We start from the raw sequence: 22582 nt of genomic DNA, 5'->3' as shown, positions 1-22582 counted from the left end.
CGTCAGTCGTCGCGATAGACCACGACGCCGTCGACGACCGTCAGCGTCGCGCGCGCCGTTAGAATATCCGTCTCCGGAACGGTCATGATGTCCTTCGAAAAGGCGGTGAAATCGGCCCGCTTGCCCGGTTCGATGGTGCCGAGCGCATCCTCCTGAAACGAGGCGCGGGCCGGCCAGAGGGTGAACATTTTCAGCGCCTCTTCGCGCGTGACGGCCTCTTCCGGCCGCCAGTCCTCGCCCTGGTGGCCGTCGAGGCCTCTGCGGGCGACGGCGGCGTAGAATTCGATCAGCGGGTCGCCGCGCTCGACCGGCGCGTCGGAGCCGCCGGCGATGATCGCGCCGGCGCCAATGAGGCTGCGCCAGGCGTAAGCTCCGTCGAGCCGGCCGGTCCCGAGCCGCGCCGGCGCGAAGAAAAGATCGCCGATCGCATGGCTCGGCTGCATCGACGCGATGACGCCGAGCGCGGCGAAACGGGAAATGTCGGCGGGCCGCACGACCTGAGCGTGCTCGATCCGCCAGCGCAGATCGTTCGCCGCGCCATCCAGCACGTCGGCGTACCAGTCGAGCACGAGCGCGTTGGCCTTGTCGCCGATGGCGTGGGTGCAAACCTGCACGCCGGCGGCGAGCGCCCGGCGCATCAGCGTCCGGGCCTCGTCGGGCGTCATCAGCAAAAGACCTGACGTATCCGGCTTGTCTGCGTAAGGATCGAACAGGGCCGCGCCGCGCGAGCCGAGCGCGCCGTCTGCATACAGCTTCATCGCGCGCGTGATGACGCGTCCCGTGTCATCCGTGCGCGGCGCGTTTTGTTCGAGCCAGTGGAGACCGGCCGGGTCGAGCGCGTTATAGACCCGGATCGGCAGATCGCCTTGTACGGCGAGGCGCTCCATGATCGCCACATCGCCCGGTTCGACGGACATGTTGTGGAGCCCTGTCCATCCATGGGCGGCGTATACTTTTGCGCCGACCCCGTAGGCCTCCTCCCGGCGCGCTTCGTCCGGCGCGCCGACGAGCGGAGCGACCAGGTCCATCGCCCTGTCGATCAGCATGCCGGTCGGCTCGCCGCTCGCGTCTTTCTCGATGCGTCCGCCCTCGGGGTCGGGCGTCTGCGCGTCGACGCCGACGGCGGCGAGGGCGGCGCTGTTGACGACGGCGGCGTGCCCGTCTGCGCGCGTAAGGACGACGGGGTTGTCTGGACTGACGGGATCGAGATCGTCGCGGGTCGGCATGCGTCCTTCGGGCCAGCCGGTCTCGATCCAGCCGCGGCCGTAGACCGTCGCGCCCGGCGCGCTTTCAATCACGTTGGCCGCCACGATGTCGACGAGTTCTTCGATCGAGCCGACGCCTTCGAGATTGAGCGTGAGCTCGCGCAGGCCGATCCCGAGGAGATGCGCATGGCTGTCGACGAAGCCGGGGTAAAGCGCGCCGTTTTCGAGCTCGATCACCTCGGCGTTGCGCCCGGCAAGCGGGTCGATATCGGCGCGCGCGCCGACCTTCAGGATGCGGCCGCCCCTCACGGCGACCGCTTCGGCGGTCGGCGCGCTCTCGACGCCCGTGTAGATAAGGCCGCGAATGATGAGGTCCGCCTGTTCAGCGCGCTCGCGGCCGCGCTCTTCCGGCGCGCAGGCGACGAGAACAAGACCGACAAGGGCGGCGAGGGCGGTTCGGCGCGCGCAGGCGCTTCGATGGGGCTGGGAGCGCGTCATAGCGCGAACGCTAGACCGATGCGCCCGCCAGCGCCAGCGCGCCGTCCCGGCGCTGCGATCTCCTAGAAGGGCGCAGCGCCGGGCGCGGCTCAATGCGCGATTTTGGGCGTGAAGTTCGCCAGCGCCTCGGCGAGGCCCGGCACGGCCTCGGCGCCGGTCTCCACCGTCAGGCTGGAGCCCTCGAGACTGTTTCCAATGGGCTCATGACGCCCGCCGAGGCAGTTCTCGGCGAGGAAGCCCTCCATCAGCCCGAAAAAGGCGAGGCGGTTTTCCGGCCGCGCGAAGCCGTGTCCCTCGTCCGGAAACAGCGCATAGGTCACCGGCAAGCCCTTCTCGGTCATGGCGTCGACGATCTGCTCCGATTCGATGACGGTCACGCGCGGATCGTTCGCGCCCTGTCCGATGAGCAGCGGGACCTTGATCCGATCGACCTTGAACAGGGGCGAGCGCTCGATCGCGGCCTGACGGCCTTCCTCCGTCGACGGATCGCCGATGCCGCGGTGGAAGGTCGCGTCGAGAAACGGCTTCCAGTATTCGGGAAAGCTCTCGATCAGCGTGACGAGGTTCGATGGCCCGACGATATCGACGCCGCAAGCGAACCTGTGCGGCGTGAAGGTGACGCCGACAAGCGTGGCGTAGCCGCCGTAGGAGCCGCCGCCGATGGCGATCTGGTCAGCTTTTGCGATCCCCTGTTCGATCGCCCAGTCGACGGCGTCGATGAGATCGTCATGCATTTTGCCGGCCCATTCGCCGTGCGAGGCGTTGATGAAGGCTTTGCCCAGGCCCGTCGAGCCGCGATAGTTCGCCGACAGCACGGCGTAGCCGCGATTGGCCATCCATTGATGCACGGAATTATAGCCGTAGGAGTCGCGCGCCCAGGGCCCGCCATGCACCCAGAGCAACGTGGGCTGCGGCACTTCCGGCAGGCCGTCGCCGTCCGCGTCGGCGCCCGGCGGAAGCGTGTAATACGACACGAGCTCCAGCCCGTCGCGGGCGGGAATCGTAACGGCGCGCATGGGCTGAAGCGGCGCGCCTTCGAGAACTGGGCGCGTTGAGAATAACGCCGTCGCCTTGCGGCGCTCGGCGTCGAACAGCCAGAAACGGCCGGGCGCCGTCGCCGCGTCTTCGAAGACGATCCACGTCGCGTTATCCTTGGTCTGACTGACGATCTGGAAGTCCCCTTCCAGCGCCTTGTCGAGCGCGTCGAGCTGGCGGCGGGTCTTGCGGTCGAGCGCGGTCCACTTCACGCGCTCCTTCTCGACCGCATAGGCGAGCGGTTCGTTGGTCAGCGGATGAATGAGAACGTCGCTGACGTCCGCCATGTCTGAAGCGGCGATAACCTTGCGGGTCTCGCCGCTTGCGGCGTCGACGAGGGTGAGCGCCGCCTTGTCGCGCCCGCGGCTGTCGAGCATGTAAAAGGCGTCGCCGGCGTCGTTGAAGGCGAGCGCGCCGCTTGAAAGGGCGTCTTCCGGCGGCAGTTCGACCAGCAGCGCCGGCTCCGCGCCGTCGAGCGAATAGATATTGAAGCCGCCCGCGGGCGTTTGTTGAAGGCCGATGCGGACGTTCAGGTCGTCGTCGGCGAGAAAGCCGGCGTAGCCGGGGTTTTCCAGGACAAGCTCGCGGGCGCCTGTTTTCAGATCCAGCTTGTAGACGTCGTGCAGCGCCGGATTGCGGTCGTTGAGCCCGATCAGGATTTCGCCCGGCCTGTCGTAAGAGGCGCCCACCAGAATCGCGCGCACGCCTTCGATGTCGGTCACGTCGCGCGTCTCGCCGCTTTCGGGATCGGTCAGCAGGAGATGGAAGTTTTCGTTCCCGCCGACGTCCTGAAAATAGGCGATCAGATCCCCGGCCGGCGCCCAGTTGTACATCCGCACGCCGCGGCTCTTGTCGTCGGTGACGGGTCTGGCCGCGGCGAGGTCGCTCGCCGGCGCGACCCAGACGTTCATGACGCCGTCCTTCGGCGCCAGAAAACTGATCTGGGACCCGTCCGGCGCCAGACGCGCCGAGGCGCGCTCCGGATTGCCGAAAAAGTGCGCGCGCGGGATGAGCGGCGTTTCGGCCGCCGCCGATTGCGCGACGAGCGCCGCGCCAGCCGCGGCCAGCAATGTCTTGAGCATCTATTCCTCCTCTGCGGATTTCCCCGTATGTGCAGCGTCCCTTCTCGCCGCCGGACGCCTTCACGACGCCGGCGCCGGGAGCATAGATCGCCGCACGCCGGCGCGCCAAACCGCGCGCGGCGGAGAGGACCTATTTCGGGATGAAGCGATCAATGGTCGGAGTGGCGTGATTCGAACACGCGGCCCCTGCCTCCCGAAGACAGTGCTCTACCAGGCTGAGCTACACTCCGACGGACGGCCGCTATAGCGCCGGGGCGCGCGCTTGGCAATGCGTTCCCGTCCGGCGTCGGCGCGCGGCGGCGGGGCTGGTTCCAGCGGGCGAATCCGCGCCGGGGGCCCATTGCATCTGCGGCGTTTAGGCGTTATCAGGCGCCTCCTCATCTTGGGGCGTAGCCAAGTGGTAAGGCAGCGGGTTTTGGTCCCGCCATTCCTAGGTTCGAATCCTAGCGCCCCAGCCAGTCCTCGCTGCCCGCGCTGCACTGACCGGTTTTCGAACGGCGCGCCTTCGCGACGGCCGAAAAATTGCGGCATTGCGCTGCCGCGATTCGCTTGTTACAAACTAACGACCCTTGGGGCAGGGGGCGAACCGGATAGACCGGACAGATAAGAAAGTCGACAGGGAAACGGCGGAGATTGAAACGGGTTTGCGGTCGCAGAACGACGTTGCAAATCGAAAGCAAATGTTTCAATCATGCCCGAAGGGGTAAGTTGATTTGGGGCGTGTGATCCGATCAGGCTATCAAGGAACCGCGGTTGCGCGCCGGTCAGGCGACGGCCGCTTTCATGAGTTCGATGGCGCGCCTGTGCGCATCCTTTTCTCGGCAAGAACGCCGGAGTGACGACCAGCCGAAGCAAACCGTTGGGTGAGGCAATGATGAAGACAGCAGCATTACTGGGATCGGCCGCGGCGATCCTTGCCGTATTGAGCGCGCCCGCGCACGCGCAGTTTTCCGCCGCGCTGCGCGAGAGCGAAGCGACGGCGCGGGAAACCAAAGCCTCGCAGCAGCGGATCGACCAGCTCGACGACCAGACCGCCGCGCTGCTCAACGATTATAGGGCCAACGTCAAGCAACTCGAGGCCGCTCGTCGTTATAACGCCTCGCTTCAGCGCCAGATTGAAGCCCAGGAGCGCCAGATCGCCCGCCTGTCCCAAGACATCGAAAATGTCGCAGGCCTGCAGCGCGCCATGCAGCCGCTGATGGAAGACATGGTGGCGCGGCTGGGGCAGATCGTCGCCGCCGACCTTCCCTTCAACATCGGCGAGCGGACCGATCGCGTCGAGCGTCTCAAGGGCGTGCTCGAAAATCCCGAAATCACGGCGGCCCAGCGGTACCGGTTGATCGTCGAAGCCTATCAGATCGAGAACGAATACGGCCGCACCATCGGCGCCTATGAAGGCGTGATCGCCGGCGACGGCGGCGAGATCACCGGCGAATTTCTCCGCATCGGCCGCATCGCGCTGGTCTTCAAGACGCCTGACGACTCGGTGCTTCGGATCTGGGACAAGAACGCCAATGGCGGCGCGGGCGGCTGGGTGGACCTCAACAAGTCCTATCTGCCGGACATCAAGCTCGGCCTGCGCATGGCCAAGGAGCAGACCGCGCCCGACCTCCTGCCCGTGCCCGTGAAGCCGCCCGTTCGGGCTGAATAAGCGTTTCGGCGAATCGTGAAGGAATACAAGATCATGAAACTCTTCAAGCTTGCAGGTCTTTCGCTTTGCGCCGGGGCGGCGGCGATGTCGCTCGATCTGACGCAGGGAACGTTCGCGCCGGCTCAGGCCCAAGAGCAGCCGCAGATCACGCTTGATCAGGTGCTTGAGGCGGTGCGCCGCGAGCGCCGTCAGGTCTCGGAGGAAAACCGCCAGCGCGAGCAGCGGTTTCTCGCCGAGCGCAACAATCAGCAGGCCGAACTCAACCGCGTTCGCCAGCAGGTCGTCGCGGCCGAGGCCGAATCGACCCGCCTTGAGGGCGTGATGGAGCAGAACCAGGCCCGCATCGACGAGCTTAGCCAGGAGCTCGCCGCCAAACAGGGCGAATTTCAGGAGTTGTTCGGCGCGGCGCGTTCCGCGGCGAGCGATCTCAACGTGCAGGTGACCAACTCGATCATAAGCGCGCAACTCCCTGGCCGCGGCGCCGAGTTGCAGCAGATCGCGCAGACCGAAACCCTGCCCACCGAAGAACAGCTCGTCTTCCTTTGGGAGACCATGATCCAGCAGATCGCCGAACAGGCGAAAGTCGTCACTTTCGAGGCCGAGGTCGTTGGCGCCGACGGCCAGCCGCGCGCCGAGGAGGTGACGCGGATCGGTCCGTTCGTCGCGTTCTCCGACGGCCGTTATCTCACCTACAAGGGCGATCTCGGCGTGCTGCAGTTCCTCGCGCGCCAGCCCGGCAAGGTGGCTACGGACGCCGCCCGCCGCGTGGAGCGCGCCACCGGGGAAGGCTTCGTGCGCGGCGTGATCGATCCCTCGCTCGGCACGCTGCTGTCGCTGGTGGTCGAAACCCCGACCGTCGTCGAGCGCGTCCGCCAGGGCCGCGCGGTCGGCTACACGATTATCGTCGTCGCCTCGCTCGCCGCCCTTCTCGGCATCTACAAATGGGTCACGCTGACCATGACGGCCAACGCCGTGAACGCGCAGGTGCGTCGCAAGAAGGCGTCGAAAAACAACCCGCTCGGCCGCGTAATGCTCGCCTATGAGAATTCGCAATCAGCGGATGTAGAAACCATCGCGCTGAAGCTTGACGATGCCATCCTGAAAGAGGTGCCGAAGCTCGAAGGCGGTCTCAACCTCGTCAAGGTGATCGCCGCCGTCGCACCGCTGCTCGGCCTGTTGGGCACGGTCATCGGGATGATCAACACCTTCCAGGCGATCACGCTGTTCGGCACGGGCGACCCGCAGATTATGGCGGGCGGCATCTCCGAAGCGCTCGTGACGACGGTGCTCGGCCTCATCGCGGCGATTCCGCTGCTTCTCCTCCACGCCTTCGCGAGCGGCGCGGCGCGCCGCGTGACGCAGGTGCTAGAGGAGCAGGCCGCGGGCATCATCGCCCAGCACGCTGAGGGCGGGCGCTAGGCGCTGAACCGGAGCGGGAAAGGAGTCCCCCAGGATGCTCCAGTATCTCAATCCGTCGAGCGCCTATGAAGCGCTGCTTGAATTCCTCGCCGCCGGCGGCAACGTTCTCGTGGTGATCATGTTCGTGGCCTTCTTCATGTGGGCGCTGATCATCGAACGGATCATCTTTTGGACGACCGCCAAGGACGGGGTCATCAAGCGCGCCAAGCGGGCTTGGGCGGCGCGGACGGACCACAAGTCATGGTACGCGCACGCCATCCGCGACCGGCTGATCTCCGAAGCGAAACAGGAAACGGAGCGCTTCAACGGGATCATTCGCGCGCTGGTGGCGGTCACGCCGCTTCTCGGCCTTCTGGGCACCGTGACGGGCATGGTCGAGGTGTTCGACATCATGGCGGTCACCGGCTCGTCCAACGCGCGACTGATGGCGGGCGGCATCTCGAAGGCGACGATTCCGACCATGGCGGGGCTCGTCGTCTCTCTTTCGGGGCTCATCTTCATCAACGCTTTCGAGCGTTTCGCGAAGAAAGCCGAGCATGAAGTCTCCGACGAACTGTTGATCGAGTAGCCGCAATGCGCAGAAAAAGCACACATCATGCGGAAGCCGCAGACGTCAATGTGACGCCGCTGCTCGACATCGTCTTCATCATGCTGATCTTCTTCATCGTGACGGCGACGTTTCTGAAGGAGAAAGGCATCGACGTGCGAACGCCGGAAGACACGCCGCCGGAAGAAGAGACGATTCCGCCCCCGGCGCTGCTGCTTTCCGTGCAGGAAGACGGGTTCGTGCGGGTCAATAATGTCCGGATCATCGACCCCTACTCAGTCAAGCCGGTGGTCGAGGAGTTCATGGCGCGCGAGCCGCGCGGCGTGGTGCTGGTCAGCGCCGCGCCTGATTCGAAAGCCGGGATCGCCGTGACGGTCATGGACCAGGCGCGTCAGGGCAACGCGAGCGCGGTGTCGCTGGCGCTGCAGCAGGAACGCTAGATTTGTCTCGTGGGCTGACGCCTGCGGAAGCGGTTCGATGAAATGATGGTGCGGTGATGGCGAGGAGCAGGTTTTCACAGAACGACGGCACGGCGGAAGACGACGTCAACGTGACGCCGCTTCTCGACATCGTCTTCATCATGCTGATCTTCTTCATCGTGACGTCGACTTTCGTGAAAGAGCCTGGCGTCGACGTCTTGCGGCCGGAGGCGGCCACCGCGCAGGAGCGCAAGCTCGCCTCAATTCTGGTCGCGATCACGGCCGAGGACGAAATCTGGATAAACAAGAAACAGGTGCAGCTCGACGAAGTACGCGCCGCCGTCGAGCAACTGCGCCGCGAGAATCCCAAAGGCACGGCGGTGGTGCAGGCGGACGCAGGATCGCGGTCGCGCTATCTTGTAGAAGTGGTCAACCAGATCCGCGCGGCCGGCGTCGACGAGATCGCCGTGTCCACTGAGGACGTATAGGAGGCTGGCCATGGGCTCGGTGACACGCGTCATTTTCGGACTGCCCGGCGCAGCAATCGTCACGGTCGGGCTGTTTCTGCTGATGTCGGCGCTCATTCGCGGCGAGCTGCGGCTTGAGGAAGAGCGCGCGGCCGTAAAGATCGACGTCACCGCGCAGCTTCAGGAGACGGATCTTTCCAACGTCAACAAGGAATTCAAGCGCCCGACCCTCGACGCGCCGCCGCCGCCGCCGCCGGCCGTCACCGACCCGTCGAACAGGCCGGCGCTCGACGGTGTGCGGGCCGCGCTTCCGCAGCTCGACGTCAATCTGAATATCGGCACCGGCTTCAATCCCGATCGCGACGCGCAGCCCCTCGTGCGCATTCCGCCGCAATATCCCGAGCGGTGCCAGTCCCGGGCCGGGGAGCGCGAATCGGTCTTTCTCGAGTTCGACGTCACGCCGGAAGGCACCACGACGAATATTCGCGTCGTCGATTCGACGAACAGCTGCTTCAACCGCGAGGCCGCGCGCGCGGTGGAGCGCTGGAAATACCAGCCCAAGATCGTCGACAACAAGGCGGAATGGCGGCGCGGCGTGCAGACGACGATCACTTTCGAGCTTGCGCCTGAATAAGCCGGTTTATCCTTGGGCGGAGCGATCCGAAACGGAACAAGAGTCTGTCAGGCAGCGAGCGGGTTTTAAGGCGACGACATGATGATCAGACGGAAGAACATCGCTGGAGTGCTAATCGCCGGGCTTGTCGCCGCCTTCGGCGCGATCGCGGTCTACAGCCCGCCCGCCGCCGCCTTGCAGGAGGAAGAAGAGCAGCCGCGCCGCCGCTCCGAGACGCTTGATCCCGCCGTCGCGCGCGTCCTGCAGGACATATTCACGATGATCCAGGAGGAGCGCTTCCAGGAAGCGCTCGCCGGCCTCAACAAGCTCATGAGCGATCGCGGCGACCGGATGAAGCCGTTCGACCGCGCCACGACGCTTGAGCTGCGCGCGACGGTCAAGGTCAATCTCGAGGATTTCCGCGGCGCGCTGCGCGACTTCGAGGAAGCGCTTCGTCTTAACGCCCTGCCGCCTGAACGCAACAACCAGCTGCGCTATTTCATCGCGCAGCTCTATTTCCAGCTTGAGGACTATCAGGCGGCGATCCGCGGTCTGCAGGAATGGATTCGCATTTCGCAAACGGCGGGTCAGACGGTTGATCCGAACGCCTATTATCTGCTGGCCGCCGCCTATATTCAGGTTCAGCCGCCCAATTACCGCGCGGCGCTCGATCCCGCCGAACGGGCCGTGGCCGCCCTGACGGAGCCGAGAAAGAGCTACTTTGATCTTCTCAATCTCATCTATTCGGAGCTCAACGAGAATACGAAACGCGCCCAGCTTCTTGAGCGGATGATCACTCACTGGCCGGGCGAGCGCAGCTACTGGACGCAGTTGTCGGGCCTGTATTCGACGACCGGACGCGACCAGGACGCTTTCTCCGTCCTCGAAGTCGCCTATCGCGCCGGCCTGCTGAAGAACGAGGCAGAAATCCTGACGCTCGTTCAGTACTACTCCTTTTTCGACAACCCTTATCGCGGCGCGAAGCTGCTCGAGCGCGAGATGGAGACCGGCACGGTCGCGCGCAATGTGAAAAATCTGACCCTGCTGTCGCAGCTCTGGAGCCAGGCGCGCGAGCACAAGCGCGCGATTCCCGTCCTGCAGCAGGCCGCGCGCATGTCGGATAGCGGCGAGCTTTCCTATCGTCTCGGGCAGGTGCTGCTCGCCGACGAGCAATATGCTGCGTCCGAGCGCGCGCTGGTCGCCGCGCTCAACAAAGGCGGCATGACTCAAACCCAGACCGGCGACGCCTGGCTGCTGCTCGGCACGGCGCGTTTCAGTCAAGCCGGTCCCGGCGACCGCGCGACGCGTGCGCGCGCGCGCGAAGCCTTCTCCCGCGCGCTCAACTATTCCAATACGCGCGGCCAGGCCCGGCAGTGGATCGAATATATCGACGCCATCAACGCCACCGAAGAAGCGCAGGACAGGCTTGAGGCCGCCCAGCGCGAGGAACAGCGCCGCGCTGAAATCGAGCGGGTCACCACCCAGCTTCAGGTCTGTCGTCTGCAGGGCCGTCCGCCTGAAGAATGTCGCGCGATCGAGCGGCGGCTCGAAGAGCTGCGCCGCGGCGGCTCGGCGGACGGGGAAGGCGCCGGCGGCGCCGGCGCGCCGCAAGAAGATGCGGAAGAAGCCGCCGAAGAATCGGCGCCGCCCGGACAGGAATAAAAGCTCGAAGACGCTGAAAGCGACGAAAAGGGCGGCGGTCAAGCCGCCCTTTTCTTTTTCATCCTTCGGCGCCGCGACGCCGGCTTGCTTTCGCGCTCAGGCTCGCATCGTTTTCTCATCCGGGTGCTGACAGTCATGCGCCGGATGTCCCTGTTCGGCAGAGGCGGGCGCGAGACGGCCGCAAGGCGTCAATCCTCGACGATGAACGTCACATGCATGTTGACGCGGTATTCCTTGATCTTGCCGTCGTCGAGAATGATCGACTGGTCTTTGATCCAAGCGCCTTCGACGTGTTTGAGCGTCTTGTTGGCGCGCTCGATGCCGGCCTCAATGGCGTCCTTGAAGCTTTTCGGCGATCCGCTGATGATTTCGGTGACGCGGGCGACGGCCATATGCGCACTCCCCATGCTCGCCGGCGCGGAATTGCGCCTGGCGGGGGGAGCATAACGCCGTGGGGCTGGCGGTAAAAGCCCGTCGGCGCGCGCGTTTCAGCGCGTGGGCATGGGCCGTTCGCCGGAATAATCGTAAAAGCCGCGCCCCGTCTTGCGGCCGAGCCAGCCGGCTTCGACATATTTCACAAGCAACGGACACGGACGATATTTCGAGTCCGCGAGCCCTTCATAGAGCACCTGCATGATGGCGAGGCAGGTGTCGAGGCCGATGAAATCTGCGAGCTCCAGCGGGCCCATCGGATGATTGGCGCCGAGCTTGAGGCCGGTGTCGATCGCCTCGACCGTGCCGACGCCCTCATAGAGCGTGTAGATGGCCTCGTTGATCATCGGCATCAGAATGCGATTAACGATGAAAGCCGGAAAATCTTCCGACACGGCCGTCGTCTTGCCGAGCTTGGCGACAATCGCTTTTGCAGCGTCGTAGGTCTCCTTGCTCGTGGCGATGCCGCGGATGACCTCGACGAGCTGCATCAAGGGCGCGGGGTTCATGAAATGAAGCCCGATGAACTTGTCCGGCCGGTCGGTCGCGGCGGCGAGCCCGGTGATCGAGATCGACGAAGTATTGGTGGCAAGAAGGGCGCTTTTTTTCAGATCCGGGCAGAGCTCGCCGAAGATCTTCTTCTTGATCTCGAGATTCTCCGTAGCCGCTTCGATGACGAGGTCGCAGTCCGCGAGCTCGGCGAGCTTCGCCGCCGGCCTGATCGCGGCAAGGGCCCGATCCCGCTCCGCCTCGGCGATCATCCCTTTTGCGACCTGGCGGCACAGATTTTTTTCGATAATGGCGAGGGCCGCATCAATGCGTTCGGGGGCGATGTCATGCAGGAGCACGTCATATCCGGCGAGCGCGAAAACATGGGCGATGCCGTTGCCCATCTGGCCCGCGCCGATCACGCCGACCTTTTTGATATCGTCGAGCATGCCCGTCTCCTAAGGCCGTCAACGGCCGACTATGCGGATGAACACGGAATTATGATCCGATTTCGCCGCAATGCAACATTTCAAGAAAGCGCCGGAGCGATTAGAAGGCCGGGTGTTACGCAGAAGCCGCGCGCAAGAGGGAGAAGCTGATGATCGCAAGGCTGTGGAAACGCGGCGCGGAGGAGAAGGCCGGGTCTGGCGCCGCGCCGCCGGCGCGATATGACGACCTGCGCGCGGTTTTCATCAACTGCACGCTCAAGAAATCGCCCGAGGCCTCTCATACCGACCTCTTGATGGATAACGCCGCGGCGATCATGCGCCGACAGGGCGTCGCCGTAGACCGCTTGCGGCTGGCGGACCGTGTCGTCGCCCCCGGCGTCAATCCGGACATGACCGAGCATGGCTGGGAGCGGGACGACTGGCCGAAACTGTGGGAGACGGTGAAAAGGGCCGAGATCCTGATCGTGGGCACGCCGATCTGGCTGGGGCAGTATTCGTCCGTATGCGCCCGGCTCATCGAACGGCTTTATGCGCATTCCGGCCAGCGCAACGACCGCGGCCAGTATGTGTTTTACGGCAAAGTGGCAGGCTGTCTCGTCACCGGCAACGAAGACGGCGTAAAGCATGTCGCCATGGGCGTTTTGTATGCGCTCCAGCATGTCGGCTATGCGATCCCGCCGCAGGCCGACGCCGGCTGGATCGGCGAGGCGGGCCCCGGGCCGAGCTACGGAGACGCGCTGGAAGACGGCTCGCGCGCCGGCTTCGACAATGACTTCACCCGTCGCAACACGACCTTCATGACGTGGAACCTTCTGCATTTCGCCCGGATGTTGAAGGATGCGGGCGGCGTGCCGGCTTATGGCAACCAGCCGGTTCGATGGGAGGCGGGAGAGCGCTTCGGTCATCCCAATCCGGAATATCGCTGAGGCGCGACGGCGCGGTTTTTGTCGCGCCGCGGCGCGCCGACGCAAGAATCGGGCGGCGCCCGGCGGCGGAAACAGCGAGCATGGCGCAGTCGTTTTCATGGAGCGCCGCATGTCTTTCGTCATCGCCGGCCTTTCGCCGGAAGAGTTCGCCCCGCTTTACGGTCTCGACGAGGCCGCGCTCGCCGCGCGCGGCGTCGTCCGAAAAATCGCCGACCGCAAGCCCGGCTATCCTTGCCGCGTCACGCTTCAGGACGCCGAACCGGGCGAGCGCGTACTGTTGCTCAACCATGAGAGCCACAAGGCGGCGACGCCATACCGGTCGGCCTACGCCATCTATGTGCGGGAGGGCGCAAGCGCGCCGGCCCGACATGTCGACGAGATTCCGCCCGTCCTGCGCGGCCGGCCGATCGCGCTGCGCATATTCGACGCGGGCGGCATGCTGATCGGCGCCGATCTGGCGTTATCGGGGGAGCCGGCGGAGAACATCCGGCGCGCGCTCGATAATCCGCAAGCGGCTTATATCGACGCCCATAACGCGGCCTATGGCTGCTTCGCGGCGCGCGTTCAGCGCGCATGAAAAGGCCCGCCGCGGCGAGGTCTATTCGAAAAACCGGCGCAGCCGATCAGCCTAGCGCCTCGTTGAGTTCGGGCAACGCCTTGAACAGATCGGCGACGAGGCCGTAATCGGCGACCTGGAAGATCGGCGCTTCTTCGTCCTTGTTGATCGCCACGATCACCTTCGAATCCTTCATGCCGGCGAGGTGCTGAATGGCGCCGGAAATGCCGACCGCGATATAGAGCTCCGGGGCGACGACCTTGCCGGTCTGGCCGACCTGATAGTCGTTGGGCACATAGCCGGCGTCGACCGCCGCGCGCGACGCGCCGACCGCAGCGCCCAGCTTGTCCGCAATCGGAAAGATCAGCTTTTCGAAGTTCTCATAGGAGCCGAGCGCGCGTCCGCCTGAAATGACGATCTTGGCGGCCGTGAGTTCCGGGCGCTCCGATTTCGTCAGCTCTTCCTTGACGAAGGAGGAAAGACCTGGATCATCCGCAGGCTGAACGTCTTCGATGGAGGCTGATCCGTTCTCCTCCGCCGCCTTGAAGGCGGTGGCGCGCACGGTGACGACCTTCTTCTTGTCGGTTGACTTCACGGTTTGCAGCGCGTTGCCGGCGTAGATCGGGCGCACGAACGTATCGGGCGCTTCGACGGCGATAATGTCGGAGACCTGCATCACGTCGAGCAGGGCCGCCGCGCGCGGCATGACGTTCTTGCCCGTCGTCGTCGCCGCCTTGAGGATGGCGTCGTAGTCGTCGGCCAGCGAAACGATCAGCGCGGCGAGCGGTTCGGCGAGACGATGCTCGTAACGCGCATCGTCCGCGTAAAGCACCTTGCGCACGCCGGCGATTTTCGCCGCCGCTTCGGCGACGGGCCGGCAATCCTTGCCGGCGACGAGGATGTCGATGTCTCCGCCGATCTGTTGCGCGGCGGTCACGGTCTTGTGGGTGGCGTCGGAAAGCGCCTCGTTATGATGGTCCGCGACGACGAGGATGGCCATTAGAGCACTCCCGCTTCATTTTTCAGCTTGTCTACGAGTTCGGCGACGGTTTCGACTTTGACCCCGCCCTCGCGCTTCGGAGGCTCGGTCACCTTCAGCACTTCGAGCCGCGGCTTGAGGTCGACGCCGTAATCGGACGGATCCTTGACGTCGAGCGGCTTCTTCTTCGCCTTCATGATGTTGGGCAGCGAGGCGTAGCGCGGCTCGTTGAGGCGCAGATCGGTGGTCACGACCGCGGGCAGCTTCAGCGAGACCGTCTGAAGGCCGCCGTCGATTTCGCGCGTGACGTGGATCTCGCCGTCCTTCTTCTCGATCTTCGAAGCGAAGGTGCCTTGCGGCCAGCCCAGGAGCGCGGCGAGCATCTGGCCCGTCTGATTGCAGTCGTCGTCGATCGCCTGCTTGCCCATGATGACGAGGTCGGGTTTTTCCTCCTCCACGATCGCCTTGAGGAGCGTGGCGACGCCCAGCGGCTCGGTCTCCGCCTCGGTCTTCACAAGCAGGCCGCGGTCCGCGCCCATGGCGAGCGCCTGACGGATCTGGTCCTGCGCCTTTTCGGGGCCGATCGAGACGACGACGATTTCCTGCGCCGTTCCGGCTTCCTTCATGCGCACGGCCTCTTCGACGGCGATCTCGTCGAAGGGGTTCATGGACATTTTCACGTTGGCGAGATCGACGCCGCTTTGGTCCGATTTCACGCGGACCTTCACGTTGTAATCGATCACCCGTTTGACGGGCACGAGAAGTTTCATGGAATGCTCCTGTCCTCAAAGGACGCGGCGCCGCCGCGCAGGAAAGGCCGGCGCGGACGCGCGCCGTCTTGAAATCGGCGCGACATTAGCCGCGCCCCGGAAGGCTTTCAACGCCGGCCGGCAGCTTCAATCGCCGAGGCTCGCCAGCCACAGAAACAGCATCATCAGCGCGATGGCGATCGCCTGGGCCGCGACCCTGAGCCGCATGAGCTTGTTGGAGTTGGCCTTGGCGAAGGCGCCGCCCTTGGCGAGGGAATAAATGCCCACGCACAGGATCACGAGCGTCGCGAGCATCGCGATCGGAATGAGGAAGAAGACGAGATTGCTCAGCAAGGTGCGCTCCTTTCCGCCCGCCGGCGCGCTCGGGCGGGCGCTTGCAATACGCCATATAGACCCTCGCCGGATCGATTGCACGGGCTCTGCGCGCCCGCTCAGCGCGCCTCGCGCGGGCCGCCGGCCGCGGCGGGAGAGGGGCGCGCCTCAGCCTCTGCGGTCGACAGGGCGTTGATCGAGGCGAGGAAGGCGCGCAGATCCGCGTCCGCCGGGGCGTCGACGCCGAGCCCGCCCTCCTCGGGTTGGGCGGCCATCGGCGGCTTGAGCTCGTGCAGGGCGAAGTCCATGCGCACGTCGTAGGTCCGCTCGGCCTGATAGCGCAGAAAGCGCTGGGCGTTGTACCAGCGAGTCTTTTCTTCATCGTCCGTACACGTCTCAAGCTCCGCGCCGGACGCGCCCCAGCGCCGCTCCGGGCAGTGATAGGGATCGAAGGAAAGATCCCACAGCCGGTCCATCACATGGCCGAGATTGAGCGCGACTCGCGTGTCGTCCGAGCGGCGGTAAATTATCGTGCAGCGGTCCTTTTCCTCGTTGAAGGCGTCCCACAGATCGCGGGCGAGATCGTCGCCCTCGTAGCGCACGCCCGGCTCGCCGGCCAGCGCCGCCGCGTAAAGCCGTTGCGCTTCGCGGCGCAGCTCGATGAACGATACCTTGAGGCGCGCGTCGCGCGACGGCGTCGAGTATTCCTCCCACAGGCCGTAGGTTCCATAGATGTTCGGCGGCAGCCTGTCCGGATGCGGACGAAGATGAACGCGCGCCTCGACCGCGCGGTCGACGGCGACCTTCCTGTCCTTTATGGCGCGGCAGATCGTCTGAAGACCGCGGCGCAATTCCGCGACCGGGTCGTAGACGAACCCGGGCGCGGCGAGCATGCGGCGCACATAATCGTAATAGGAAAGCGTCAGGCCCTGATGGCGGAATTGGCCGTAATGCCACTCGCCCGACGGATGCGGCGCATTGCCGTAGAACTGCTCCAGGGAAAAGTCCGGGATCGCCTCGTTGGGCGCCGCGCGAAGCTTTCCGCCCTGCAGCGCGCCGTCCCTGAGCCGGCGCGCGCCTTCGACATGGATGGGCCGCCAGGCCTTGAGCCCGGCGCCGAGCGCCGGCTTGGCGCGCATGAAATTCGGTCCGTAAGCGGAGCGGGTGACGGAATCGTCCGGATGCGACGCGATAATAAGAATGCGGCCATCCTCCAGCACGTCGTAAACGATGCCGACATGGCCGAAAATATCGTAGGCGATGACGCCGGGGCGGACGGATTCCCGGTCGATCTTCACCGGATAGAAATCGTCGAAATGCGCCCCGCCGCCGGTGACGGGATGGGTGCGGAACATGGCGGTGGAGACTTCGCGGGCGATCCGCTGGATGAAATGCGGCGCGTCGCTCGTATGGTTGATGACCTGCCGGCGCGCGGCGACGACATTGCCGCCGGTCGAATAGCGCAGATCCTGCGGGCTGCCGTCCGCCGTGCGCATCGCCTTCTGATAGGAGAAGGGAAGGCCGTTCTTCCAGGCGTAATAGGCGCGCAGCATGTAGGCCATGTCGGCGCAATCGCCGCGGAAGAACCGGTCGTCCGTATGCCTGTAGGGGTTGGCTTCGCTTTTGAGGCAATTTTCCAGCGAGTCGCAGTCCGACCGGCCGACCGCCTGAACGAAGGCGGCGTAGCCGGCTTCGTCCTCCTGAGACCAGGCGGTCTTGTAGACCTTCCATTCCCGTCCGGTATTGACGGGCTCGGGGATCGGGCCGGATTCGGCGGCGACGAGCGCCGGCGCCAGGATCAGCGCGCCGATCCAGGCCCCCAAAATCCCCCGCGCTGTGCGCCGCCCCATGACCATGAGGGGAGTTTAACCGGGCGTTAACGGAGTCGGTAGGGGGCGCGCCCTGTCCTCGCCGGGATTTCATCGATAGGGCGAAAACCGCCGGTTGATGTCGTGGCGCACGACCGCGCGCCCGATCGGCCAGAGGGCGAAGCCGGCGAGCTTCAGATGCGCCCATGCGAAAGGCAGGCCGATGACGGTGATCGCCAGCGCCAGCGCCGCGACGAGGTGGCCGAGCGCCAGCCACCAGCCGGCGAGCAGCAGCCAGACCAGATTGCCGAGCAGGCCGAGAGGGCCCGTGCCGATGTCTTCCCCGTAAAGGCGATCGCGGGCGACCGCGCGCACCCCGAAGGGCCACAGGGTGTAGATCCCGTTGTCGAAGGCCGCCCGCGCCCAGGGGATGCTGATGATGGTCACGACCATGAGGAGCGCGGCGAAGAACCAGCCCAGCGCGCTCACCGCCCCGCCGAAAGCGAGCCAGAGAATGTTGAGGATGAGACTCGCCGGATTGATGCGGGCCTCGTCGGCGAGAGGATGGTCGCGATACATGGCCGCCTCCGTTTTCCCTGAACATAGGATGGATTGGGCGCGCTGCATGGCGCCTCGGCGCAGAAAACGCTCGCCGCGGCGCGCGGGAAGTTTTCGATGATTTGCAATTGATAATGAATTGCATTAATAGGCTTTCCTGCGAGGCGAAAACGTCCCGCCGCGCGCGCCCGCCGGAATTCGGCGCGCTGTCCGGAACCGGTCCGGGACGTCGCAAACGGGAGGAGGCCGCCGGCGTGGCGTCGGAGCGAAACGAGCAGGGGCGGGCGTCGACGGCGCCGGCAGGCGGCGACGGAACCGCCGCGCCGCCCGGAGCGGCTTGCGACGGCGCGCGGCGGCTCACGACTCTCATCCGCGCGATCGTGTTCGGCCCGCCGGGCTGCGCGCCGGCGCGCTGGTCCGCGGACGGCTTGTTCGGCCGGATGACGCTTTTCCTCAAGACGGTCGATCGGGGCGCGCGCCGCCGGCTCATGCTGACGGCCGGGCCTGTTCTCACCCATGACGAGCGCGCGCTGGCGAACCTCCTCGCCGCGGCCCAGCATGGGGATGCGGCGGCGTGCCGGGCCCGCGCGGCCTGGCTGGTCCGGCGCGCCCATGTGGAGGCGGCCTGCGCCGCCGCGGCCGAAGCCGCCGAAGCGCTGGCCGAAGCGGGACTGTATCTCGATCCGCCCGCAAGCCCGCCGCCCGGACGGGTCCGCTCCCTCGTCAGCGTCGGCGCAGCGCGCGATCCAGCGCCAGCCGGTCGAACTCCATGAAGAACACGAGGATCAGCGAGGCGACCGCAAGCGTGCTCGACGGGAAGAACAGATATTGCCGCGTCTCGGGCGTGAGCAGCCAGGCGCCGAGCGGGTCGAGAATGTATTTCCACACCGCCAGCGCGCCAGCGCACAGAACCAGCGCCTGCAGCGGATAGACGATCCGGCGGAAGAGCCCCAGAATCACGAGCGCGCCAAGCGCGATCTCGGCCCAGCCGAGGGGCGCCTGAAGGGCCCGTCCGCTCAGAAGGCCGCCATAGAACGCGTCGGACACGCGCGCGGCGTAGCCCGGCTCCATGACCTTGAGCGTTCCCCAGACGACGAGCAGCGCGCCGGTGGTGACGCGCAAGGCGAGCAAAAGCGCGGCTCTGACGGCCATGCGGATATCCCCTGCGGTTGCTGCGCCGGCGAGCATAGGCGATCCGCGCGGCGGCGCCGATCACGATCGCGCCAGCCCCGGCCGCCCCATCCTCGCCCCATTGCCGGGGTCCGCTAGGGCCATGCGCGCGTTGCTGCTGACGCTCATATTCGCCGCTGCGGCCGTCTTTCCGGCGGGGGCCGAGCCCGCCGCCGGCGCGCGTCTCGCCGAGGCGGCGCTCGCCCAAGTCGGGCGCACGCTCGTTTACGATCCGTCCTATGTCGCGCTCGATTATCCGGGCGGGGACATTTCGGAAGAACGCGGCGTGTGCGCCGACGTGGTCGTCCGGACACTGAGGGAAATCGGGATCGACCTCCAGCTTCTCGTCCATGAGGACATGAATCGGGACTTCGCCGCCTATCCGGACCATTGGGGGCTCGACCGGCCCGACCCCAATATCGATCACCGGCGCGTTCCCAATCTCGAAGCCTTCTTCCGCCGTGCGGGCGTCGCGCTGCCGGCGAGCGGTGACCCGAGCGACTACGCGCCCGGCGACGTGGTGGCGTGGAACCTGCGCGGCCCGTCGGGCTTTCTGCCCCATATCGGCGTGGTGACGGGGCGCCGCGCGCCGAGCGGTCGGCCGCTCGTCGTTCATAATATCGGCGCCGGCGCGCGTCTTGAGGACGCGCTGTTCGACTGGCCGATCACGGGGCGCTACCGGCCGGCGCTCATGACGGAGAGCGAGTCTTGACATCGTACTACGTTTCGTAATATTTCTCGTAAAGATTATTACGGATCGTATGAAATATCAGGCGCGCGCCTCCTCCCGACGACCGAGTTCGCTCGGATACGCCATTCTCGGCCTCCTCGCGGCGCGCCCCTGGACGGGCTACGAGATAGGCCGGCTTTTCGCGGAAACCCCGATCGCGATTTACAGCTCCAGCCCGGGAAGCATCTATCCGGCGATCAAGGGACTGCGCGCGGCGGGCCTGGTCGAGCGCGCGCCCCATCCGGACAATCCCGACAGCTCGAAGCGCGTCTTCGCGATCACGCCGCGCGGGCGGGCGGCGCTGCGCGATTGGCTCGCCGCGCCGGTCGCGCGCGAAGACGTGCGGCGGAACATGCAGGACCTCATGCTCCGTTTCGCCTTCATGTCCGGCAATCTGCCCGAGGCGGCGATCATCCGTTTCCTGAAAGACCTGAAGCGCGAGACGGAGGCTCATATCGAAGCCCTCGAAGCGCATGCCGAGCAAATGCGGGCCGCCGCGCCGCTGTCCGGCGTGCTGGCCTTGCAGGCGGGTATAGACGGATATCGCAAGACCGCGCGCTGGGCGCAACGCGCGCTTGACGCTTTCGTCGCCGGAGCGCGCGCGCCGCAAAAAACGCCCCCGGAGAAGACATCATGAGCATGAGAAATTTTCTCGTCTGGCCTGCGAAGGCGGCGCTGGTCTTCATCGCGCTTATAGCGGCTGTGATGATCGGGGGGGCCATAATCTACGCCGGCGCCGCGCCGGCCGAAGGCGTCGATCAGGGCGCGATGATGCGCGCCGCGTTCGCCGTCCACGCCGCGAACGCGCTCATGCTGAGCGTTCTCGCCGCGCGGATGCGGCTGTCGCGGGTCGGCGCGGCCGCGCTTCTCCTCGCGCTTTTCTTCTGCGCGCAGACGCTTCTGTCGGTAATGGAGCTGGCGTATTTCCGCGCGTTTTTCGATTATCCCTTGAGCGCCCTGCCGCGCGATATCGGCGCAGGCTTTGCGACGGCGTTCGCCGGCGCCGGCGCCGCCGCGCTCGCGTTCGTCGAAGGCCGATCGCGCGAAACGGTTTTTGAAACGCGTTCCCTGACCTCGCTGGTCTGGCGCTTCGTCGCCGCGAGCGCGCTCTACCCGGTCGCCTACTGGGCGGCGGGTCTTTTCTTCGTCACGCCGAGCGAGACGGCGCGCGCCTTTTACGGCGAAAATTTCACCGACGCGATCGAGCCGGGCGCGCTGCTTGCGCTCCAGCTCGCGCGCGGCGCGATTTGGGCTGCGCTCGCCTTCGCGGCGGCCTATGGCCTTCGAGGCTCGCGAATAGAGCGCGCGATCCTCGTCGGCGCGTCGTTCTCGATCTTCATGATCCTGCCGCTGCTTTATCCCAACGCGATCATGCCCGCGCCGGTGCGGATGCTGCATTTCGTCGAGATCGCGACGTCGAATTTTATTTACGGCCTCGTCGCGACGCTCCTGCTCGCGCCGCGCCGCGCAGCCGCCCAGCCTTACGCGTAGCGCGCCCGCGACTCGGCGATCCGGTTCGTCGAGACGGCTACGAAGCCGTCCTCGGGAAAGATTGCGCGCGGTCTTCGAACTCGCCTCGCTTCTGACGAGCGAAGGCTTGCGGGCGGCGCCGCTTGCGGTTACGGCCGTCATGCGCGCGGACACGCAAGGATTGATTTGGAGCGAGAGATGCGCACGGTTCCTCTGGGCCGTTCCGGCCTCAATGTCTCGCGTCTCGGTTTCGGCTGCATGGGGCTGGCGGAGTTCTATGGCGCGCCCCTGTCGAACAGGCAGGCCGAGGCGGTTCTCGACGCGGCGCTCGCGCGCGGGATCAATTTCTTCGATACGGCCGACATGTACGGCTCGGGCCGCAACGAAGAGCAGCTTTCCGGGTTCCTGAAGCGCCGCCGCGACGAGGTCGTGCTGGCGACGAAATTCGCGGTGCGGCGCGGGCCGAACGGCGAATGGCTGGGCCTGTCCAACGACCCGAAATACATCAGGCAGGCCTGCGAGGCTTCGCTGAAGCGGCTCGGGGTCGAGGTCATCGACCTTTACTACATGCACCGGCGCGACCGGTCCGTGCCGGTCGAGGACTCGGTCGGGGCGATGGCCGAGCTCGTGAAGCAGGGCAAGGCGCGCGCCATCGGCCTGTCCGAGGTCAGCGTCGAGACCCTGCGCAAGGCGAACGCGGTCCACCCGATCGCGGCGGTGCAGTCGGAATACTCCATCGTCACGCGCGAGATGGAGAAGGCGGTCATTCCCGCCTGCCGGGAGCTCGGCGTCGCCTTCGTCGCCTATTCCCCGCTGGGGCGCGGGCTGTTGACCGGCGCCTATCGCTCCGAGAAGGATTTCTCGCAGGGCGATTACAGGATGCAGGCCAATCCGCGCTTCGCCGGCGGCGCGCTGGAGAAGAATCTCAAGCTGGTCGACCGGATCGCCGAGATCGCGAAGCAGAAAGGCGCGAGCCCGGCGCAGATCGCGCTCGCCTGGGTGCTGGCGAAGGGCGAGGACATCATTCCCATCCCCGGCACGAAGAAGGTCGAGCGGCTCGAAGAAAATCTCGGCGCGCTCGCCGTGACGCTGTCCGACGAAGACGTCGCCGCCATCGAGCGGGCCGCGCCGCCCGACGCTGTCGTCGGCGCGCGCTATCCCGAAACGAGCGCGTCGAGCCTCGACGGCTGAGCGGCGGGCGGGGCGGCGAATCGCACGAAACGGCGCGGCGGCGAGTCGTGCTGAGTCTGGCGCCGCAAGGGCTTCGGGCCGGTTTCGAACGATTCGGCTTTGCGCGAATCGCGCGGTTTCGCCCCGAAGGGGCGCGCGCGGGCG

At 65.9% G+C, this 22582-nt stretch carries 24 protein-coding genes and 2 tRNA genes; 15 read left to right on the top strand and 11 right to left on the bottom strand.

Translation table 11 applies throughout. The features are described 5' to 3' along the window. Nucleotides 1-2 precede the first annotated feature (2 nt). From CHB64_RS00135 to CHB64_RS00125, 3 genes are all read right to left on the bottom strand, one after another. Nucleotides 3-1703 carry an amidohydrolase gene (locus tag CHB64_RS00135; RefSeq protein ID WP_089410576.1) on the bottom strand — a complete coding sequence of 567 codons (1701 nt, stop codon included), beginning with the start codon at nt 1701-1703 and terminating at the stop codon, nt 3-5. Between the two features lie 89 nt (nt 1704-1792). After that, nucleotides 1793-3820 (bottom strand): S9 family peptidase, encoded by a 2028-nt coding sequence (locus CHB64_RS00130; protein WP_089410575.1) that lies wholly within the window; start codon nt 3818-3820, stop codon nt 1793-1795. A gap of 153 nt (nt 3821-3973) precedes the next feature. After that, nucleotides 3974-4050: transfer RNA gene (locus CHB64_RS00125), tRNA-Pro, on the bottom strand. 153 nt (nt 4051-4203) lie between these two features. Between CHB64_RS00125 and CHB64_RS00120 the strand changes: the two genes are divergently transcribed. From CHB64_RS00120 to CHB64_RS00085, 8 genes are all read left to right on the top strand, one after another. Next, nucleotides 4204-4278 (top strand) — tRNA-Gln (locus CHB64_RS00120). Nucleotides 4279-4694: 416 nt separating this feature from the next. Continuing rightward, entirely contained in the window at nt 4695-5471 is a 777-nt protein-coding gene (locus tag CHB64_RS00115) for a DUF3450 domain-containing protein (RefSeq protein ID WP_159462347.1), read from the top strand. 33 nt (nt 5472-5504) lie between these two features. Next, entirely contained in the window at nt 5505-6890 is a 1386-nt protein-coding gene (locus CHB64_RS00110) for a MotA/TolQ/ExbB proton channel family protein (RefSeq protein WP_089411393.1), read from the top strand. Nucleotides 6891-6924: 34 nt separating this feature from the next. Further along, nucleotides 6925-7458: a MotA/TolQ/ExbB proton channel family protein gene (locus CHB64_RS00105; protein WP_089410573.1), complete on the top strand. Its 534-nt coding sequence runs from the start codon at nt 6925-6927 to the stop codon at nt 7456-7458. A 5-nt stretch (nt 7459-7463) separates the two neighbouring features. Further along, nucleotides 7464-7877 (top strand): ExbD/TolR family protein, encoded by a 414-nt coding sequence (locus CHB64_RS00100; protein ID WP_089410572.1) that lies wholly within the window; start codon nt 7464-7466, stop codon nt 7875-7877. Nucleotides 7878-7933: 56 nt separating this feature from the next. After that, nucleotides 7934-8344, top strand: coding sequence for an ExbD/TolR family protein (locus CHB64_RS00095; protein ID WP_089410571.1), 411 nt, complete (start codon nt 7934-7936; stop codon nt 8342-8344). A 10-nt stretch (nt 8345-8354) separates the two neighbouring features. After that, nucleotides 8355-8957: an energy transducer TonB gene (locus CHB64_RS00090; protein WP_089410570.1), complete on the top strand. Its 603-nt coding sequence runs from the start codon at nt 8355-8357 to the stop codon at nt 8955-8957. Nucleotides 8958-9035: 78 nt separating this feature from the next. Further along, entirely contained in the window at nt 9036-10598 is a 1563-nt protein-coding gene (locus tag CHB64_RS00085; RefSeq protein WP_089410569.1) for a tetratricopeptide repeat protein, read from the top strand. A 188-nt stretch (nt 10599-10786) separates the two neighbouring features. On the opposite strand, the gene CHB64_RS00080 is transcribed toward CHB64_RS00085, so the two are convergent. Both CHB64_RS00080 and CHB64_RS00075 read right to left on the bottom strand, forming a co-directional pair. Continuing rightward, the gene (locus CHB64_RS00080; RefSeq protein WP_089410568.1) at nt 10787-10990 is read right to left on the bottom strand and encodes a dodecin family protein; all 204 of its coding nucleotides are present in this window, start codon (nt 10988-10990) and stop codon (nt 10787-10789) included. A gap of 96 nt (nt 10991-11086) precedes the next feature. Beyond that, nucleotides 11087-11968 carry a 3-hydroxybutyryl-CoA dehydrogenase gene (locus CHB64_RS00075; RefSeq protein WP_089410567.1) on the bottom strand — a complete coding sequence of 294 codons (882 nt, stop codon included), beginning with the start codon at nt 11966-11968 and terminating at the stop codon, nt 11087-11089. A 149-nt stretch (nt 11969-12117) separates the two neighbouring features. Between CHB64_RS00075 and CHB64_RS00070 the strand changes: the two genes are divergently transcribed. Next, nucleotides 12118-12894 (top strand): flavodoxin family protein, encoded by a 777-nt coding sequence (locus tag CHB64_RS00070; protein ID WP_089410566.1) that lies wholly within the window; start codon nt 12118-12120, stop codon nt 12892-12894. 109 nt (nt 12895-13003) lie between these two features. Beyond that, nucleotides 13004-13471, top strand: a complete 468-nt coding sequence (locus CHB64_RS00065; protein ID WP_183233966.1) for a DUF1203 domain-containing protein — start codon at nt 13004-13006, stop codon at nt 13469-13471. Between the two features lie 46 nt (nt 13472-13517). On the opposite strand, the gene CHB64_RS00060 is transcribed toward CHB64_RS00065, so the two are convergent. The 5 genes from CHB64_RS00060 to CHB64_RS00040 form a co-directional block, all read right to left on the bottom strand. Beyond that, the gene (locus CHB64_RS00060) at nt 13518-14450 is read right to left on the bottom strand and encodes an electron transfer flavoprotein subunit alpha/FixB family protein (RefSeq protein ID WP_089410564.1); all 933 of its coding nucleotides are present in this window, start codon (nt 14448-14450) and stop codon (nt 13518-13520) included. Continuing rightward, nucleotides 14450-15199 carry an electron transfer flavoprotein subunit beta/FixA family protein gene (locus tag CHB64_RS00055; protein WP_089410563.1) on the bottom strand — a complete coding sequence of 250 codons (750 nt, stop codon included), beginning with the start codon at nt 15197-15199 and terminating at the stop codon, nt 14450-14452. Before CHB64_RS00055 ends, CHB64_RS00060 begins: the two co-directional genes overlap by 1 nt. Before the next feature lie 126 nt (nt 15200-15325). Continuing rightward, on the bottom strand, nt 15326-15532 hold the full coding sequence (locus CHB64_RS00050) for a twin transmembrane helix small protein (RefSeq protein ID WP_183233968.1): 207 nt from the start codon (nt 15530-15532) through the stop codon (nt 15326-15328). 98 nt (nt 15533-15630) lie between these two features. Beyond that, nucleotides 15631-17334 carry a hypothetical protein gene (locus CHB64_RS00045; protein ID WP_089410562.1) on the bottom strand — a complete coding sequence of 568 codons (1704 nt, stop codon included), beginning with the start codon at nt 17332-17334 and terminating at the stop codon, nt 15631-15633. A gap of 96 nt (nt 17335-17430) precedes the next feature. Then, nucleotides 17431-17898: a YccF domain-containing protein gene (locus CHB64_RS00040; protein WP_200815179.1), complete on the bottom strand. Its 468-nt coding sequence runs from the start codon at nt 17896-17898 to the stop codon at nt 17431-17433. Nucleotides 17899-18131: 233 nt separating this feature from the next. Between CHB64_RS00040 and CHB64_RS00035 the strand changes: the two genes are divergently transcribed. Then, entirely contained in the window at nt 18132-18650 is a 519-nt protein-coding gene (locus CHB64_RS00035; protein ID WP_143265899.1) for a hypothetical protein, read from the top strand. Here the strand turns inward: CHB64_RS00035 and CHB64_RS00030 are convergent. Beyond that, the gene (locus tag CHB64_RS00030; protein ID WP_089410560.1) at nt 18601-19029 is read right to left on the bottom strand and encodes a DoxX family membrane protein; all 429 of its coding nucleotides are present in this window, start codon (nt 19027-19029) and stop codon (nt 18601-18603) included. The genes CHB64_RS00035 and CHB64_RS00030 overlap by 50 nt on opposite strands. A gap of 121 nt (nt 19030-19150) precedes the next feature. Here CHB64_RS00030 and CHB64_RS00025 point away from each other — a divergent pair, with 121 nt between their 5' ends. The 4 genes from CHB64_RS00025 to CHB64_RS00010 all read left to right on the top strand — a co-directional run bounded on the left by CHB64_RS00025 (nt 19151) and on the right by CHB64_RS00010 (nt 22438). Further along, on the top strand, nt 19151-19759 hold the full coding sequence (locus CHB64_RS00025; protein ID WP_089410559.1) for a DUF1287 domain-containing protein: 609 nt from the start codon (nt 19151-19153) through the stop codon (nt 19757-19759). Nucleotides 19760-19808: 49 nt separating this feature from the next. Continuing rightward, nucleotides 19809-20414, top strand: a complete 606-nt coding sequence (locus tag CHB64_RS00020; RefSeq protein ID WP_089410558.1) for a PadR family transcriptional regulator — start codon at nt 19809-19811, stop codon at nt 20412-20414. Then, nucleotides 20411-21268: a hypothetical protein gene (locus CHB64_RS00015; protein ID WP_143265898.1), complete on the top strand. Its 858-nt coding sequence runs from the start codon at nt 20411-20413 to the stop codon at nt 21266-21268. The genes CHB64_RS00020 and CHB64_RS00015 overlap by 4 nt, the downstream gene beginning before the upstream one ends. Before the next feature lie 177 nt (nt 21269-21445). After that, on the top strand, nt 21446-22438 hold the full coding sequence (locus tag CHB64_RS00010) for an aldo/keto reductase (RefSeq protein WP_089410556.1): 993 nt from the start codon (nt 21446-21448) through the stop codon (nt 22436-22438). Nucleotides 22439-22582: the final 144 nt, after the last annotated feature.

Source organism: Amphiplicatus metriothermophilus, assembly GCF_900199215.1.
Lineage (GTDB): Bacteria > Pseudomonadota > Alphaproteobacteria > Caulobacterales > Parvularculaceae > Amphiplicatus > Amphiplicatus metriothermophilus.
Note: the sequence above shows the minus strand (reverse complement) of the source record. Positions and strands in the feature narration are given on the sequence as shown.